Raw genomic sequence first — 16,845 nt, forward strand, 5'->3', positions numbered from 1 at the left:
CGCACCGTCTTTCCCACCAGCGTGCGGGGACACTGTAACTGCGTCGACGGCACTGCGACCAGGGGACTACTACCAATGGGTTATCTGCTTAGAAGCCGGTGCCGCGTACAAAGACGGCATTCCGCGATCTGCGTCTGATTGCTGGTCTACTTATTGCTCCGGAGCGCACTCATGCATATCCCAACTTCCCCGGCCGGCGGCCTCGTGCATCGGCACGTGCCGTTCTACCGGCAGCTGTATTTCCAGGTGGTGGTCGCCATCGTGCTCGGTGCGCTGCTCGGCCACTTCGAGCCGGCCTTCGCCGAGAAGCTCAAGCCGCTGGGCGACGCCTTCATCAAGCTGGTGAAGATGATCATCGCGCCGGTGATCTTCCTGACCATCGTCACCGGCATCGCCGGCATGACTCAGCTGAAGGCGGTGGGCCGGGTGTTCGTCAAGGCGATGGTCTATTTCCTGTTCTTCTCCACGCTGGCGCTGATCGTCGGCATGGTCGTCGCGCACGTGGTGCAGCCCGGCGCCGGCATGAACATCAATGCGGCCGACCTGGACCAGAGCGCGGTGCACAGCTACGTTGAAAAGTCGCATGAGCTGACCCTGGTCGGCTTCCTGATGGACATCATCCCGAAGACGCTGCTCAGCCCGTTCGTCGGCGACAACATCTTGCAGGTGTTGTTCGTGGCGGTGCTGTTCGGCGTGTCGCTGGCGCTGGTCGGCGAGCGTGGCAGGCCGGTGCTGACCCTGCTGGAGGCGCTGGTCGCGCCGGTGTTCAAGCTGGTGCACATCCTGATGCGGGCCGCGCCGATCGGCGCGTTCGGTGCGATCGCCTTCACCATCGGCAAGTACGGGGTGGAATCGCTGATCAACCTGGCCTGGCTGGTGGGTTCGTTTTACGTCACCGCGCTGCTGTTCGTACTGGTGATCCTGGGCGCGGTGGCGCGGCTGTGCGGGTTTTCGATCTTCAAACTGATCCGCTATCTGAAGGCGGAACTGCTGCTGGTGCTGGGCACCTCCTCGTCCGAATCGGCGCTGCCGTCGCTGATGGAGAAGATGGAGAAGGCCGGCTGCGAGAAGTCGGTGGTCGGGCTGGTGGTGCCCACCGGCTATTCGTTCAACCTGGACGGCACCAACATCTACATGACCCTGGCCGCGCTGTTCATCGCACAGGCGACCAACACCGAACTGACCCTGTGGCACCAGATCGCGCTGCTGCTGGTGGCGATGCTCAGCTCCAAGGGCGCCGCGGGCGTGACTGGTGCCGGCTTCATCACCCTGGCGGCGACGCTGGCCGTGGTGCCGGAAGTGCCCGTGGCGGGCATGGCGCTGATCCTGGGCGTGGACCGCTTCATGAGCGAATGCCGCTCGCTGACCAACTTCATCGGCAACGCGGTAGCCACCGTGGTGGTGTCGCGCTGGGAGAACGCGCTGGATCGCGACCGCCTGCGCATCGCCCTGGATGGCGGCGAAGACGCGCTGCCGGCGGTCGTGGCCGAGCCTGCCGCGATCCGCTGAGCTTCCGCATGCTGCGCGCGCGCCGGCCTGGCCGGCGCGTCGCGGTTCCGGCCTCGGGCCTGCGCGGTGACAGCCGCAAGACAGGCTGGGTCCTGGCCCAGGGAGTAGAATCCTGGGCCTCGCGCCCTTCCACCACAGAAGCCTCGATGTCAAACGACGATTTCAAACAGGCCGCCCTCGACTATCACCGCCAGCAGCCGCCGGGCAAGATCAAGGTGGCCGCGACCAAGCCCATGCTGACCCAGCGCGACCTGTCGCTGGCCTATTCGCCGGGCGTGGCGTTCGCCTGCGAAGCGATCGTCGCCGATCCGCAACAGGCCAGCGAGCTGACCGCGCGCGGCAACCTGGTCGCGGTGATCAGCAACGGCACCGCGGTGCTGGGCCTGGGCAACATCGGCCCGCTGGCGTCCAAGCCGGTGATGGAAGGCAAGGGCGTGCTGTTCCAGAAGTTCGCCGGCATCGACGTGTTCGACATCGAGATCAACGAGAACGATCCGGACAAGCTGGTCGACATCATCGCCAGCCTGGAGCCGACCTTTGGCGGCATCAACCTGGAAGACATCAAGGCGCCGGAATGCTTCATCGTCGAGCGCAAGCTGCGCGAGCGGATGAACATCCCGGTGTTCCACGACGACCAGCATGGCACCGCGATCATCGTCGGCGCGGCGGTACTCAACGCGTTGGTGGTCACCGGCAAGAAGATCGAGGACGTCAAGCTCGCCACCACCGGCATGGGCGCGGCGGGCATCTCCTGCGTCAACATGCTGGTGTCGCTGGGCCTGAAGCCGGAGAACATCCTGGCGCTGGACCGCGACGGTGTGATCCACAGCGGCCGCACCGACCTGGACCCGGACAAGCAGCGCTACGCGCGCGACACCGACAAGCGCACCCTGGCCGAGATCGTCGAGGGCGCGGACATTTTCCTCGGCCTGTCGGCCGCCGGCATCCTCAAGCCGGAAATGGTGGCGACGATGGCGGCGCAGCCGGTGATCTTCGCGCTGGCCAATCCGAATCCGGAAATCACCCCGGAGGCGGCCAAGGCGGTGCGTCCGGACGCGATCATCGGCACCGGCCGTTCGGACTACCCGAACCAGATCAACAACGTGCTGTGCTTCCCGTACCTGTTCCGCGGCGCGCTCGACGTCGGCGCCACCGGCATCAACGAGGCGATGAAGATCGCCTGCGTCAAGGCGATCGCGGCGATGGCGCGGCGCGAGGCCTCCGACCTGGGCGCGGCCTACGGCGGCGAGACCCCGAGCTTCGGCCCCGACTACCTGATCCCGCGGCCGCTGGATCCGCGCCTGCTGGTCGAGCTGTCCTCGGCGGTGGCGCAGGCGGCGATGGACTCGGGCGTGGCCACGCGCCCGATCGCCGACATGGAGGCCTACCGCGACAAGCTCGGCCAGTTCGTCTACCGCACCAGCCTGATGATGAAGCCGGTCTACGACCGCGCCCGCGCCGACAAGCAGCGCGTGGTCTACGCCGAGGGCGAAGAGGAAGTGGTGCTGCGCGCGGTGCAGAGCGTGATCGACGAAGGCCTGGCGTTTCCGATCCTGATCGGCCGCCCGGACGTCATCGAGGCGCGCATCCAGCGCCTGGGCCTGCGCATCGTTGCCGGCGTGGACTTCGAGATCACCAACATCTACGACGATCCGCGCTTCAACGACTACTGGCAGTACTACCACTCATTGACCGAGCGCCGCGGCGTCACCGTCACCGCGGCCAAGGAGCTGATGCGCTCGCGGCCGACGCTGATCGCCGCAGTGATGGTCGCGCGCGGCGAAGCCGATGCGCTGCTCACCGGCGTGGTCGGCCGCTTCCACAAGAAGCTCGGCTATGCGCGCAGCGTGATCCCGCTGGAACCGCGGGTCAGCTCGACCTCGGCGATGACCGGGGTGATCAACCAGCTGGGCGCGTTCTTCTTCCTGGACACGCACGTGCAGGAAGACCCGAGCGTGGAGCAGATCGTCGAGGCCACGCTGCAGGCCGCCTACCGGCTCAAGCTGTTCGGCATCGAGCCGAACATCGCGCTGCTGTCGCATTCCAACTTCGGCAGCCACGACTCGCGCGATGCGCTGAAGATGCGCCAGGTGCGCGAAGCGCTGCTCAAGCGCAAGCCCGAGCTCAACATCGACGGCGAAATGCAGGGCGACACCGCCTGGGACGAGGCGCTGCGCAAGCAGATCATGCCCAACAGCACCTTGAAAGGCCGCGCCAACCTGTTCGTGCTGCCGAACCTGGAAGCGGCCAACATCGCCTACAACCTGGTGCGCGTATTCACCGACGGCGTGGCGATCGGCCCGATTCTGATGGGCATCTCCAAGCCGGTGCACATCCTCACCACCAGCGCCACCTCGCGCCGGGTGATGAACATGACCGCCATCGCCGCGGTCGATGCGCAGATTCGCAAGCAGTTGGAGGCGGAGAAGGCGGGCTGAGCCAGCTTGGGAGGCGCGTTCGCCGGTAGAGCGCGCCGCTGCCATTGTGTATGCGGCTCGCGTAAGCGCGCTTGCGTCGGTTGATCGAGGGCACTGGGACAAGTATTGACAGCCCTTCCGATTCGAGAAAAATGCGTGTGACACATTGATTAATTTGGTGTGTACATCACGATGGTGCTCACAAGGACAGGTGTGCGATATGGATCATGGTGCATTGGCGGCGCGTATCCGTTCGGCGCGCAAAGCGCTCGGCCTGTCGCAATACGAACTGGCGAGTAGGCTGGGGGTGCATCGGACCACTATCGCCCATTGGGAGCGCGCCGGCGGTTGCGTACCCAGCGTCGGCAACCTGCGTGTCCTCAGTGAAGAACTTCAGGTCGAGTTCGAGTGGCTGGCTGTTGGGGGTATTGCCGGCAAGGCGTTGCCGTTGAGTGCTGTACCAAGTTCACGCCGTGACCTTGAGTCGCGCCTGCTACAGCTCTCACGGCATGTCCTGGTGTCCTTTCTTGCCGCCGTCATCGCGCTCCTGGAGAACGCCAGCGCCTATCTGGAGTGATGGCTATCGCCAGCGCGGTAGCTTGGTTCGTCAGTCACCCTGTCTGTTTGTGGTCATGCGGTGTCGCGATTGCCAGCGGTGCGGGTGTGCGGGTGTGGCGCGGAGCGATGGCGCATGTCGCGTTGATCCGACATGCAGGCTGGAAAATGTCAGGTCTGGCACACCTGCGCGCTTGCATCGCACACAACCAACCAGCCTAATGGAAGCGAAGGCGGGAACATCCGGTGTGCATGGATGCTTTAAAGCCCCGTCGCCCGTTTCGAAGGATCGCAGCGTGCTTCACCCCATAAACAAGGAGTTTCTCGACGGCCTTGCGCTCGTAATACCGATCGCGCTCGTCGTCCCGCTTGGCGGCGGCAAGCTGAATTGGACGATGCTGGCCGCGATCCTGGCTTGCGTGACAATCGCGCGCAGCGTCCAGGCCGGCGTCACGTTGCCCGAGCAGGTCTTTCCGGTTTTGTGCGGTGCGTTGATCGTGCCATGCGTCTTGCTGGAGATATCGCGCTCCAAGGGCCGGGCGGCGCGCGGAAAATTCCGCGGGGATATGGAATGAGCCAGGGCCTGTTCCGTGAAGAAGTCATGCAGGCTCGCCGCACCAGTTGGTTAGGTGGTATCTCCTTGGTGCAGCCTTTACAGGCATGGGTATTTGCAAGTGCGGCCGCAATTGCGGCGACATCGGTGGTGGTATTCCTGTGCATTGGCACCTACACGCATCGGTCCACTGTGACGGGACAACTGGTTCCGACCAAAGGCCTGGTCACGGTGATGGCGCCCGCCACAGGGGTTGTCACCCGGCTTGACGTGCGCGAAGGCCAGCGCGTCGAGGCCGGGCAGATCCTTGCCGTAGTGACGGTGCCGCGCGCGACGCTGGCAAGTGGCGATACCGAGGCTGCCTTGCAGCGCCATCTACGCCAGCGAGGGGATGGGTTGAAGTCTTCCGAACAGGCACAGCTGCAGCAGTTGGATGCGCAGGAGCAAGGGTTGCGCGCGCAACTGGTCAATCTGCAGCAGGAATTGTTGCAGGTGAATAGTGAAGTCGCCACTCGTCGTAGCCAGATCACCCTCGCCAATGAAGTGCTGCAACGCTGGCGCCAGTTGCAAGATGGCAAGTACGTCAGCGTGCTGCAGATCAAGCAGCAGGAATCCAGCGCGCTGGAGTACACCAGCCAGATGCAGGCTTTGCAGCGGCAGGCAACCGAGATGCGGCGCAGCCTTGCGCAGATCGAACAGCAGTTGCGTGTGTTGCCAGGTCAGCGCATGGGCATTCATGCCGAGTATCGGCGGGACAACGCCGCAGTGGAGTTAGAACAAGTACAAACCCAGGTGGGTGGCGCGCTGTTGGTGACAGCACCTGTCGGCGGGATGATTGCCACGCAGGTAGTCAAGCCGGGGCAGGCAATTCAAGCTGGGCAACCGCTACTAAGCCTGGTACCGGGAGACGGCCGCCTTGAGGCCGAATTGCTGGTTCCTAGTCGTGCAATTGGTTTCATCGAGATAGGCAATATGGTGATGTTGCGTTACCAAGCGTATGCATACCAGAAATTTGGCCACCAACGTGGCGCTGTGATGTCGATCAGTCGCAGCGCGTTGACGTCGAAGGAATTGGGGGCGTTGACCGGCAATGCTCAGCTGGGAGAACCATACTATCGAGTGACGGTGAGGTTGGCACAGCAAGTGATCGTGGCCTATGGCAAGCAGGAGCATCTCAAGCCTGGGATGCTCCTGGAGGCGGACGTGCTTGGTGAAAAGCGAAGCTTGATTGAATGGATTTTTGAGCCGTTCTACTCGCTTCGGTCAGTAATAAGTAATTCTTAGATTTGGGTGGTCCCAAAGCCTGGGATGCAGGGGTGTTGCATCAATATGCAAGGAGAACGGAAATGCGTGAGTTGATTTTAGATGAAATGGAGCAGGTGAACGGTGGTAGCCTGGCGGCTGATCTCGGTAAGGCGCTTGGTACGCTATTTGGTGCTGGCGCTGCAACTCAGAAGAGTATTGACAATAGCGGTAATGAAATGCTTTCTGCGCTCCAGTACGGTGCTTGAATAGTGCTGCTAGATAATTGGAATGGAGGATTTATGAAAGAGCTTAATATAAATGAAATTGAGGGTGTTTCCGGCGGATCTTTGTATGGCGAGCTTAATGAGGCATATGAGGCAGTCAAGGAGTTCGGTTCATCTTTTTGGGCTAGCGCGAAAGCGGCCTACGGGATTGAATAAAATTTTGATTAATTTGGAAAGGTGTCCGAAACCGATACTCTTCGGACGCCTTTAATTAAGAGTAATCGGCTCTCATTCGCAAAAACCACCATAAGAAAATTGATGAGAATTATGTGCGAAGATCGCTGGTTAAATCGAAATATCTGGGATGCTGGCGCATCACAAGTGTTCTTGGCTGCATTGGTCTTGGCAGTTTCTTGTTTTGCTCTTGAAAATCTGTGTGAAGCATCTTTGGATTGGATTTTGACGTTTATAGGGGTGCCAAGCAGACTTGATTTTATAAAAGAAGATCAGGCGATAAGGCCCTGGATTTCTCCTTTGCTAATTTCTCCGATGCTGGAGAATTTTATTTGTTTTGTTTGGTTGCATTTTGTATTTTACGATAAAAAGTGGCATTGGTGGAAAGGGCCATTGTTGGTATCGCTAATTGCGGGAGTCTTTCATTCTTTATTTAATTGGGAGATGCGCTACATGGCGATTTGTGTAGTGTTTTTTGCAATTTGTTGTTTATTGGCTAATGTGCATGATCGGATAGTTGGATTCTTGGCATCGGTTTTGCTTCATAGTGCATTTAATTTGGTTGTGATGGCGTTCTCTAGATTTTCATGACTTCCAATTATTTTATGGATTTTAAGCGTGCTACAGATTAAGCGACAGGAATCCAGTGCGCCGGATTACACCAGCCAGATGCAAGCCTTGCAGCGACAAGCGACCGAGATGCGACGTAATGTGGCGCAAATCGAGTGGCAACTGCGGTTGTTGTCCTTGCAGTGTTTGAGTGTTCAGGTCGATTATAGGCACGATAATTCCACGTTGGAGGAGCAGCAGGTTGAGGTTCAGGCCAACAGTGAACTCGTCGTAACTGCTCCAGCACTGGGGTGGTCGCTACTACGATGGCTAAGTCGGGCAGGCGATCCAGTCTGTAAGATGCCGATATTCTAACTGATAGCACGCTGAAGTTTTTTCCCCAGGCGCAGGGTGTGCGTCAAATTGACTGTTAGAGGTGATATATGCGTGAGTTGACTGTTGAAGAAACAATTGCTGTTGCTGGGGGGCTTGAAGCTGGTTGCTCATACACTAAAACTGTTACCAAAAACGCTGATGGCAGCACGACGACCACAAAAACGGTTGAATGTCACGCAAAAGGCTGATTTTTAATTCGCCATGAGGCATCGGTCTGGTGCCGATGCCTCATTTTATGGAAATTCATAAAGAGCTACGTGAATGATTAATTCTACAATCCGGATGATCGCCCTTCTTGCAACAGTTTTTTTTTGTGGAAATGTGCATGCAGGTTGGAGGAGAATTTCCCCGGATATCATAGAGCTGCGTGGCGATATCGATTCGAATTCAGACGTCGAATATTTCAAGATCGCAAAGGACGGCTATTCAAAAATTGTCGTCCATAGTCTAGGAGGTTACCCCTTGGTTGCACTTAGAATTGCCGAAGATATTGTTCAGCGCCGTCCGATTGAAGTGAAAGTGGATGATGTATGTCTATCGGCGTGTGCTAGTTATATCGCAATGGCTGCTTCATCGCTGACCGTCGATTGCGGCGCTGTTCTCGGTTGGCATGGAACGCTGCCGCCTGGGAAAGAAGGAGCTGTTTCGCTGGCGGCGGAGGGGGGGCCCCAAGCGTTGGTGGAGAAGTATCGTGATTGGCTGGAGAAGTTTCATGCGGACGAACGCAGTTTTTACAGTCGCGCTGGCGTGGACTATAAAATATTGGAATATGCCAATCAACAAGTGAAAATAATTTCCGGAAAGATGGATGAGTACATGTTTGATGAGAGGACAGGGGAATATTCGTATTCTAGTACGCCTTCTGTCTGGGTGCCTCAGCGTGTGACGTTGGAGAGATATGGAGTTGATGGTGAGCGGTATTGCCAGAAATATACGGTTAAGATTGTACAGGATGTAATGGAGCAGGCGGGTGTGAAGTCATCATTTGTGCTAGATCAGTAAGGCGTTGCGTGGGTATGCATTGATGGATTGACCTGCCCCCACTGAGTCATACCATCTGAAGCTGTAAAGTCCGTCAAGCCAAGAGGACGGACATGAAGAAGAGCAGATTCAGCACCGAGCAGATCATCGGGTTCATCAAGCAGGCCGACGCGGGCATGGCCGTGGCGGAGTTGTGCCGCCAACATGGCTTCAGCCCAGCCAGTTTTTATCAGTGGGGGGCCAAGTACGGGGGCATGGAGGCCGACGAGGCCAAGCGGCTGAAAGAACTGGAGGTCGAGAACAATCGGCTGAAGAAGTTGCTGGCCGAAGCGCACCTAGACATCGAAGCGCTGAAGATCGGCTTCGGGGTAAAACGCTAGCCCCGCAACGCAAGCGCGAGGCAATCCGACGAATGCTCGAACACACCGCGTTGAGCGAGCGCCGGGCTTGCCGCCTTGCGGGGCTGTCCCGCGATGCTTTCCGCCACGAACCCGTGCCGACGCCAGCCACGCAGGCGCTGTCCGCGCGGCTGGTCGAGCTGGCCCAGGCCCACCGCCGCTTCGGCTATCGCCGACTGCATGATTTGTTGCGCCCGGAGTTTCCGTCCGTGAACCACAAGAAGATTTATCGCCTGTATGAGGAAGCCGAGCTGAAGGTGCGCAAGCGGCGCAAGGCCAAGCGTCCGCTAGGCGAGCGCCAGAAACTGCTGGCGGCCTCCATGCCGAACGACACCTGGAGCATGGACTTCGTGTTCGATACGTTGGCCAACGCACGCCGCATCAAGTGCCTGACCGTGGTCGACGACTTCACTCGCGAGAGTGTGGACATTGCCGTGGATCACGGCATCAGCGGCGCTTACGTGGTGCGGCTGCTCGATCAGGCGGCGTGCTTCCGTGGCTATCCACGCGCGGTCCGTACCGACAATGGCCCGGAGTTCACCAGTCGCGCCTTCATTGCCTGGACACAGCGACATGGCATCGAGCACATCCTGATCGAGCCGGGTGCCCCCACGCAGAACGCCTACATCGAAAGCTTCAACGGCAAGTTCCGCGACGAGTGCCTCAACGAGCACTGGTTCACCTCGTTGGCACAAGCGCGGGACGTGATCGCAGACTGGCGACGCCACTACAACGAGATCAGGCCGCATAGCAGTTGTGGTCGCATCCCGCCGGCACAGTTCGCCGCCAACTACCGTACACAACAAACCAACGACGCAGTAACCTTCAACCCAGGGCTTTATCAGTAATCACTGGTACGGACGGTGGGGGCAGGTCAGCTGCGCGGCATGCAGAGCCTGAAAATCGCTGGTGAGGAGCCGCTGCGCCGTTCCACCTACGACAATCTGCTCAACGAGACAGTCAACCAGGATGTCAAACTGGCGCGGATGTCGCTGGGGTTCAACACGGCCAGCCAGTTGGTGTTCGGCATTGAGCGCATCGCGGTGATCTGGATCGGGGCCAGGCTGGCGCTGGACAATGTGTTCTCGGTCGGCATGCTGGTCGCCTACCTGGCCTACAAGGACCAGTTCGCCATGCGCGTGAGTGGCCTGATCGACAAGTGGGTCGAGTTCCGCATGCTGCGCCTGCATGGCGAGCGGCTGGCCGATATCGTGCTGACGCCGCCGGAGGACGACCACGCGCTGCCCGAGGCGTTGCCCCCGGCCGAGCCGCGCATCGAGGTTGAGGGACTGTCGTTTCGTTACGCCGCGGGCGAGCCGTGGGTCGTCAAGGAGTGTAGTTTCGCGATCGAGCCAGGCGAATCTGTGGCGATCATCGGTGCATCCGGCTGCGGCAAGACGACGCTGGTCAAACTGCTGCTGGGATTGCTCAAGCCGAGCGAAGGGGTAATCCGCATCGGCGGCCACGATCTACATAAGCTAGGGCCGCGAAACGTGCGCGCGATCGTCGGTGCCGTGATGCAGGACGATCAATTGTTCGCCGGCAGCATCGCCGACAACATCGGGTTCTTCGATCCGGATTTCGACCTGGAACGGGTCGAGGCGGCGGCACGGTTGGCGGCGGTGCATGAGGATATTGCCGCGATGCCGATGGGTTATCACAGCCTGATCGGCGACATGGGCAGTTCGCTGTCCGGCGGGCAGAAGCAGCGGGTGATCCTGGCGCGTGCGCTGTACCGGCAACCGAAGCTGCTGTTCCTGGATGAGGCCACCAGCCATCTGGATGTGTTGCGCGAGCGCCTGGTCAACGACGCGGTGAAGCAGTTGAAGCTGACCAAGGTGATCGTTGCGCATCGGCCGGAAACCATCGCCAGCGCCGACCGCGTGCTGGTGATGGAACAGGGGCGCATCGTGCAAGAACTACGGCCACCCACATCACCTGTTGAAGTGACAACGGCCAGCGCCTGACTGTCGCTATCGGTTGTCTAGGAAGCGTCAGCGAATTCGAGCGAGGCAAAAGATCCTGCCGATTCGGGTGCCGCGAGCCAGGAATGAACACGTAAAAAGCCGCGCCGCGGGATGTACGCCGCAGCGCTGCCGGCACCGCAGACCCTTCAGGCCAGACGCTTACCCATCGGCAGCGGCAGGCTTTCGTGCTCGCTCTGGTTCAGCTTGGAGGGCTTGCCGGTCAGCAGCACGTAGGCATCGACGCCGGTGAGTTCGGCAATCTTCAGCAAATGCCGGGCATTGGGGACGGAACGATTGTTCTCCCAGTGACCCAAGGTGCTATGCGCCACGCCCAGCAGGGCCGCCAGTTCGCGCAGCGTGAAACCGGCATTGCGCCGCGCCTGCATCAATCGCACACCTATATCCACGGGACACCTCAGAGCGGCATGTTGGCGCCGCGTCCCCCGAGCATAGTGGATGTCATTGCCTTGCATCAAGCGGACAGTGAGTGGACAAGCCCAGGACAGCGCCGGCGCGGCGGACGCCGGCCCGGCGCGGTCGCGGGACGGGCTGCTAGAATTGGCCGTCTCCTCCCGCCGTGTCCCATCGCCATGAGCCATACCGCCACCGCGCCCGCCAATACAGAGACGCGCTACAACGTGCACCGCGCCGACCTGCCGCTGAGCTGCCCGACCCCGGAGATGGCGCTGTGGAACTCGCACCCGCGGGTCTATCTGCCGCTGGAGGAAGAACCCAGCCACGAGGCCAAGTGTCCCTACTGCGGCGCGGTCTTCGTGCTGGTCGACTGACCGCCGGGTCGATGCACCGCCTGACCGTGGTGCAGCTGCTGCCGGCGCTGGAGTCCGGCGGCGTCGAACGCTCCACCCTGGAAATCGCCGCGGCGCTGGTCGCCGCCGGACACCGCGCGCTGGTGGTGTCGGCCGGCGGCCGCCTGCTGCCGGCGCTGGCGCAGACCGGTGCCGAGCACATCGCCCTGGACATCGGCCGCAAGTCGCTGCTGAGCCTGCGCCACGTGCCGGCATTGCGCCGGCTGTTCGTGCGCGAGGGGGTGGACATCGTGCACGCGCGCTCGCGGCTGCCGGCCTGGCTGGGCTGGCACGCGCTGCGCGGGCTACCGGCGGCGCAGCGGCCGCGCTTCGTCACCACAGTGCACGGGCTCAATTCGCCGAGCCGCTACAGCGCGATCATGGCCCGCGGCGAACGGGTGATCTGCGTGTCGGCCACGGTGCGGAACTACGTGCTGCGCCACTACCCGCACACTGACCCGGCGCGCTTGCGGGTGATCCCGCGCGGCATCGACCCGGCGCAGTTCCCGCGCCGTGCGCAGCCCGATCCGGACGCGCGCGCCTGGGCCGCGACGCTGGCGCCGTCCACGGCGGGCGGCGGTCCGCTGCTGCTGTTGCCGGGGCGCGGCACCCGCCTGAAGGGTCACGCCGACGCATTGCGTCTGCTCGCCGCGCTGCGTGCCGACGGCCGCGACGCACGGCTGTGGCTGCCGGGCGCGCGCGAGACCGGGCGCGAGGCCTACCTGCAGGAGCTGGAGGCCGAGGCCGCGGCGCTGGGCATCGCCGAGGCGGTCGCGTTCACCACGCCGACCGCGCGCATCGCCGACGCCTATGCCGCCAGCGATCTGGTGCTGCAGTTGTCGCGCAAGCCGGAAGCGTTCGGCCGCACCGTGGTCGAAGCGCTGGCGGTGGGGCGGCCGGTGCTGGGCTGGGCGCACGGCGGCGTCGGTGAACTGCTGGCGCAGCTGCAGCCGTCCGGTGCGGTTGCGGCGTTCGATCCGGTGGCCCTGCACGCGGCGGCGACGCGCCTGCTGGCGCAACCGCCAGCACCACCGGCGCAGATCCCCTACACGCTGCACGCGATGCAGCACGCGACCCTGGCGGTGTATGACGAACTCCGGCGCTGATTCCTCCCTGCTCGCGCCGCTGAAGCCGGCGCGCAGCGAACGCTGGGCCCCGGTGTGGGTGCTGGCGTTCGTGGCGCTGTGGCCGGCGCCCGGTCTGGCCGCCGGCGTGCTCGCTCTGGGCGCGCTGGCGACCCTGGCGCGGCTGCTGCACAGCCGCTTCCGCGGCGGCGCCAGCCTGCTCAGTGGCCCGGCGTGGGCGCTGACCACGCTGCTGTTCCTGAGCTACTGGTTGCCGCAGCCACTGTCGGCGCTGGATGCGGTGGACGTGCCGCTGGCGTTGCGCGAATCGGCGGTGGACCTGCGCTTCCTGCCGTTCCTGTGGCTGGTGGCGATGGCGGTGGCGACGCCGCGCGGCCGCCGCACCACCTTCAACGGGCTGGCGGTCATCGCCGCGATCTGGACCGTGGATGCGCTGGCGCAGGCGCTGTGCGGCACTAGCCCGCTGTTCTGGTCGATGGACCAGCTGAAGTGGGCGATCAACCACCACGGCCTGTGCACGCCGCAGGAAATCGCGTTGGCCGACCGCCTCAGCGGCGTGTTCGGGCCGTGCAACCTCAAGTTCGGCCAGGTCCTGGCCAGCCTGTCGCCATTCCTGCTGTTCGTGGCCGGGCGCCGCAGCGGCGCCTGGGGCTGGCTGCTCGCCGCGGCCGCGGTGGGCGTGGTGCTGGTGCTGGCCGGATCGCGCGCATCGTGGATCACCTACGCGCTGGTGCTGCTGCTGTCCGGCTGGCGGCTGCTGGGCCTGCGCCGGATGCTGGCGCTGGGCGTGGCCGCGGTGCTGGTCGCGGGTGTGCTCGGCGCGCTCTCGCCGCAGGTGCGCGAGCGCTTCGCGCGCACCACGCTGGCGCTGAGCGGGCGCCCGGCCGACGTGAACGCGGCATTGGCCGGGCGTACCCAGATCTGGGACGCCTCCTGGTGCATGATTCGCCAGCATCCGTTCAATGGGGTCGGCGTGCGCGGCTTCCGCGAGGCCTATGTCGCGTGCGACCCGGATCCGGCGCACGAGGGCGCCTGGGGCCGCGAGCCGGCCTTTCATGCCCACCAGATCGTGCTCGAAGTGCTCAGCGAGACCGGCGCGATCGGTTTGCTGCTGTGGCTGGCCGGTGCCGCGCAGGCGTGGCGCGCGTGGCGCTATGCCTCGCCGCAGGCGCGCGAGCGGTCGCGGCCGGCGCTGCTGGCGCTGCTGGCGACGGTGTTCCCGTTCAACACGCATCTGGCGTTCTATTCGTCGTTCTGGGGCTCGCTGGCGCTGATGCTGGTCGGGCTGTATGTCGGCGCGCTGCTGGCCGAGGACGACGACGTGGAGGCCGCTGCACGGACTGTGTAGCCCCTTTCCCGCCGGGAGAGGGGGGGGGGCGGGCGGAGGGTACGGCGCGAAGCGGCTCGTGGCGTTTGGGTGCGCGAGGCGGCACCCGTCCCCTCATCCGGCCGTTCGGGCCAAAAGGTGGTCATGGTCCCGGTAGGAGAAGCAACAGGCTGCGCCCGTCCGTATATCGCGCTCAGTCGCGTTCGTAGAACGTACTGCGGCCCTCGGGCTGGCGCTTGAAGCGGCGGTGGATCCACAGGTACTGCGTCGGCGCCTCGCGCACCATGGCCTCGATCGCGGCATTGACCCGCGCGGTGTCGGCGACCATGTCCTGCGACGGGAAGTCTTGCAGCGGCGGGGCGATGCGCAGCACGTAGTCGGCGCCTTCGCGGCGGTGGAAATACGGCACAACCGCGCAGCCGGTCAGCCGTGCCAGCTGGTGGGTGGCGGTAATGGTGGAGGCGGGCATGCCGAAGAACGGCACGAACACCGTGTCCTTGCCCCGCATGTCCTGGTCCGGCGCGTACCACAGGAAGCCGCCACGCTTGAGGTGGCGCACGCTGCCGCGCAGGTCCTCGTTGGCGAACATGGCGATGGCGTAGCGCAGGCGGCCGCGCTTGACCGCCCATTCGAACACCGGGTTGCGGTGGCGGCGGTACATGCCGGCCAGCGGTACGTACTGGCACAGCAGGCGGCCGCACATCTCCAGGGTCATGAAATGGCCCGACACCAGCAGCACGCCGCGGCCCTGCGCCTGCAGCGCACGCAGGTGCTCCAGGCCCTCGATGCGGGTGCGGCGGCGGATCGGGCCGAGGCTGCCCCACCAGGCGCGCGCGAACTCGAACACGCCCACCCCCAGCGCATCGAAGCTGTCGTGCAGCAGGCGCATGCGCCTGGCCTCGCTCTGTTCGGGGAAGCACAGTTTCAGGTTGGTCTCGGCGGCATGGCGGCGGGTGCCGGCCAGGCGCAGCGCCAGCCAGCCGACGCCGCGGCCGAGCGCGCGTTGCAGCAGCCAGGGCAACCGTGCGGCGGCCACGGTGATGCCGAGCAGCAGCCAGGTCGGCCAGTGCTTCGGCGAGCGCGGCGGTGGCGTGACCGTGGTGGCGGCGGACGGAAGGGGGGCGGCGGGATCGGGCATGCGCCAAGTTTAGCCGGGCGCGGTCGCGGCGGCGTCGCCTTGCAGCGCCGCGCGCGCTCGTCTGCCGCCTGCGCCACGCAACCCGCTATGCTTTCGCGATGCGCAACGATTTCATCGAGCGGCTGCTGCGCGGCCTGTACTCGGCCGTGCTGTACATGCTGCTGCCGGTCACCGTCTATCACCTGGTCTGGCGCGGGTTCCGCGTGCGCCAGTACTTCCAGCGCTGGGACGAGCGCTACGCCTCGTATCCGCAGGCGCGCGGGCGGCCGCGGGTGTGGCTGCACGCGGTGTCGGTGGGCGAGGTCAACGTCGCCGCGCCTGTGGTCAACGCGCTGCGCGCGCAGCGCCCGGACATCCGCTGGGTGATCACCACCATCACCCCGACCGGGTCGGAGCGGGTGCGCGCGCTGTGGGGCGATGCGCTGGACCACGTCTACCTGCCGTATGACGTGCCGGGCAGCGTCGGCCGCTTCCTGCAGCATTTCCGCCCGAGCCTGGCGCTGATCCTGGAAACCGAGCTGTGGCCGAATATGCTGTTCGGTTGCCGCGACCGCAACATCCCGGTCTATGTGCTCAATGCGCGGCTGTCGGCGCGCTCGCTGCGCGGCTACCGCCTGCTGCGGCCGTTGATCGGGCGCGCGCTGCGCACGGTGACCTGCGTGGCGGCGCAGTCGCAGGCCGATGCCGAGCGCTTCATCGAGCTTGGCGCCGATCCGCAGCAGGTGCGCGCGCTGGGCAACCTGAAGTTCGATATCGCCGTGCCTACGCAGTTGCCGCAGTTCGTCGCCGCGTTCAGCGAACGCGTGGCGGCGGCGCGGCCGGTGTGGATCGCCGCCAGCACCCATGAGGGCGAGGAGGCGGCGGTGATCGAGATGCACCGGCAGCTGCGCCGGCACTGGCCGGATCTGCTGCTGCTTTGGGCGCCGCGCCATCCGGAACGCTTCGCCAGGGTCGAGGCGCTGGCGCGCGACCAGGGCTGGCGCGTGGCCACGCGCCGCCAGCAGCAGTGGCCCGGCGCCGAGGACAGCGTGTTCGTGATCGATACGTTGGGCGAATTGATGATGTTCTACGCCTGCGCCCAGGTCGCCTTCGTCGGCGGCAGCCTGCAGCCGATCGGCGGGCACAACCTGCTGGAGCCGGCCGCGGTCGGCACCCCGGCGGTGAGCGGGCCGCACCTGCACAACTTCGCCGAGATCTCGCGGCGCATGCGCGAGGCCGGGGCGGTGGCGATCTGCGAGGACGCCGCGGCGGTGTGCGCGGCGCTGCGCGAGCTGCTGGGCGATGCGGCCGCGCGCGTGCGCATGGCCGAAGCCGGCTGCGCGCTGGTCGCCAATGGCCGCGGCGCGCTGCAGCGGGCGCTGCAACTGATCGCGGAGCATCTGCCGCCGGTGGCGCACGACGCACCGGCGGACGAGTAGGGCGTTTCGACGCAGGTATTGCAGTTGGCGGGGTGTGGTGGGA

Annotated in this window: 17 protein-coding genes and 2 pseudogenes; 17 read left to right on the forward strand and 2 right to left on the reverse strand. The window is 63.8% G+C overall.

The window, feature by feature from the left end; all coding sequences use genetic code 11:
- Window positions 1-171: 171 nt before the first annotated feature.
- The 13 genes and pseudogenes from ISN38_RS14225 to ISN38_RS14280 all read left to right on the forward strand — a co-directional run.
- A complete protein-coding gene (locus ISN38_RS14225; RefSeq protein WP_003477534.1) occupies window positions 172-1,509 on the forward strand; it encodes a dicarboxylate/amino acid:cation symporter in 1,338 nt (445 codons plus the stop codon).
- A 146-nt stretch (window positions 1,510-1,655) separates the two neighbouring features.
- Window positions 1,656-3,947, forward strand: a complete 2,292-nt coding sequence (locus ISN38_RS14230; RefSeq protein ID WP_003465195.1) for an NADP-dependent malic enzyme — start codon at window positions 1,656-1,658, stop codon at window positions 3,945-3,947.
- A 199-nt stretch (window positions 3,948-4,146) separates the two neighbouring features.
- Complete coding sequence (locus tag ISN38_RS14235; protein WP_058358939.1) at window positions 4,147-4,503, forward strand: helix-turn-helix domain-containing protein; 357 nt, start codon at window positions 4,147-4,149, stop codon at window positions 4,501-4,503.
- Window positions 4,504-4,702: 199 nt separating this feature from the next.
- Window positions 4,703-5,056, forward strand: coding sequence for a hypothetical protein (locus ISN38_RS14240; protein ID WP_241753944.1), 354 nt, complete (start codon window positions 4,703-4,705; stop codon window positions 5,054-5,056).
- Window positions 5,053-6,318 carry an HlyD family secretion protein gene (locus ISN38_RS14245; RefSeq protein ID WP_047325249.1) on the forward strand — a complete coding sequence of 422 codons (1,266 nt, stop codon included), beginning with the start codon at window positions 5,053-5,055 and terminating at the stop codon, window positions 6,316-6,318. Before ISN38_RS14240 ends, ISN38_RS14245 begins: the two co-directional genes overlap by 4 nt.
- A gap of 62 nt (window positions 6,319-6,380) precedes the next feature.
- A complete protein-coding gene (locus tag ISN38_RS14250; RefSeq protein WP_155522274.1) occupies window positions 6,381-6,545 on the forward strand; it encodes a hypothetical protein in 165 nt (54 codons plus the stop codon).
- Window positions 6,546-6,578: 33 nt separating this feature from the next.
- On the forward strand, window positions 6,579-6,719 hold the full coding sequence (locus tag ISN38_RS14255) for a hypothetical protein (RefSeq protein WP_155615970.1): 141 nt from the start codon (window positions 6,579-6,581) through the stop codon (window positions 6,717-6,719).
- A 21-nt stretch (window positions 6,720-6,740) separates the two neighbouring features.
- Entirely contained in the window at window positions 6,741-7,328 is a 588-nt protein-coding gene (locus ISN38_RS14260) for a hypothetical protein (RefSeq protein ID WP_141696950.1), read from the forward strand.
- A 21-nt stretch (window positions 7,329-7,349) separates the two neighbouring features.
- Window positions 7,350-7,642 (forward strand): annotated as a pseudogene (locus tag ISN38_RS20410) (hypothetical protein); the annotation flags it as partial.
- 87 nt (window positions 7,643-7,729) lie between these two features.
- A complete protein-coding gene (locus tag ISN38_RS14265) occupies window positions 7,730-7,870 on the forward strand; it encodes a hypothetical protein (protein ID WP_155615899.1) in 141 nt (46 codons plus the stop codon).
- 73 nt (window positions 7,871-7,943) lie between these two features.
- Window positions 7,944-8,684 carry a S49 family peptidase domain-containing protein gene (locus ISN38_RS20415; protein WP_241753945.1) on the forward strand — a complete coding sequence of 247 codons (741 nt, stop codon included), beginning with the start codon at window positions 7,944-7,946 and terminating at the stop codon, window positions 8,682-8,684.
- A 92-nt stretch (window positions 8,685-8,776) separates the two neighbouring features.
- Window positions 8,777-9,909 (forward strand): IS3 family transposase gene (locus ISN38_RS14275; protein ID WP_206711862.1). Its coding sequence is split into 2 segments (ribosomal slippage): window positions 8,777-9,032 and window positions 9,032-9,909, totalling 1,134 coding nucleotides; the frame shifts between segments, so codons are not numbered across the junction.
- A 30-nt stretch (window positions 9,910-9,939) separates the two neighbouring features.
- Window positions 9,940-11,028, forward strand: a pseudogene (locus tag ISN38_RS14280) (peptidase domain-containing ABC transporter); the annotation flags it as partial.
- A gap of 146 nt (window positions 11,029-11,174) precedes the next feature.
- On the opposite strand, the gene ISN38_RS14285 reads toward ISN38_RS14280, so the two are convergent.
- Window positions 11,175-11,414 carry a helix-turn-helix domain-containing protein gene (locus ISN38_RS14285; protein WP_003477522.1) on the reverse strand — a complete coding sequence of 80 codons (240 nt, stop codon included), beginning with the start codon at window positions 11,412-11,414 and terminating at the stop codon, window positions 11,175-11,177.
- 204 nt (window positions 11,415-11,618) lie between these two features.
- Here ISN38_RS14285 and ISN38_RS14290 point away from each other — a divergent pair, with 204 nt between their 5' ends.
- From ISN38_RS14290 to ISN38_RS14300, 3 genes are read left to right on the forward strand one after another with little or no spacing between them, the layout of a single operon-like run.
- Complete coding sequence (locus ISN38_RS14290; RefSeq protein ID WP_003477521.1) at window positions 11,619-11,816, forward strand: zinc-finger domain-containing protein; 198 nt, start codon at window positions 11,619-11,621, stop codon at window positions 11,814-11,816.
- 11 nt (window positions 11,817-11,827) lie between these two features.
- Window positions 11,828-12,940, forward strand: a complete 1,113-nt coding sequence (locus tag ISN38_RS14295) for a glycosyltransferase (protein WP_149507777.1) — start codon at window positions 11,828-11,830, stop codon at window positions 12,938-12,940.
- Window positions 12,921-14,267, forward strand: coding sequence for an O-antigen ligase family protein (locus ISN38_RS14300; RefSeq protein WP_004426388.1), 1,347 nt, complete (start codon window positions 12,921-12,923; stop codon window positions 14,265-14,267). Before ISN38_RS14295 ends, ISN38_RS14300 begins: the two co-directional genes overlap by 20 nt.
- A gap of 172 nt (window positions 14,268-14,439) precedes the next feature.
- On the opposite strand, the gene ISN38_RS14305 is transcribed toward ISN38_RS14300, so the two are convergent.
- Window positions 14,440-15,384, reverse strand: coding sequence for an LpxL/LpxP family Kdo(2)-lipid IV(A) lauroyl/palmitoleoyl acyltransferase (locus tag ISN38_RS14305; protein ID WP_004426386.1), 945 nt, complete (start codon window positions 15,382-15,384; stop codon window positions 14,440-14,442).
- A 98-nt stretch (window positions 15,385-15,482) separates the two neighbouring features.
- Between ISN38_RS14305 and waaA the strand changes: the two genes are divergently transcribed.
- Window positions 15,483-16,802, forward strand: coding sequence for a lipid IV(A) 3-deoxy-D-manno-octulosonic acid transferase (waaA, locus tag ISN38_RS14310; RefSeq protein ID WP_004426384.1), 1,320 nt, complete (start codon window positions 15,483-15,485; stop codon window positions 16,800-16,802).
- The last annotated feature ends 43 nt before the right edge of the window (window positions 16,803-16,845 follow it).

Origin of the sequence: Xanthomonas translucens pv. undulosa, assembly GCF_017301775.1 — a bacterium.
Classification (GTDB): Bacteria; Pseudomonadota; Gammaproteobacteria; order Xanthomonadales; family Xanthomonadaceae; genus Xanthomonas_A; species Xanthomonas_A translucens.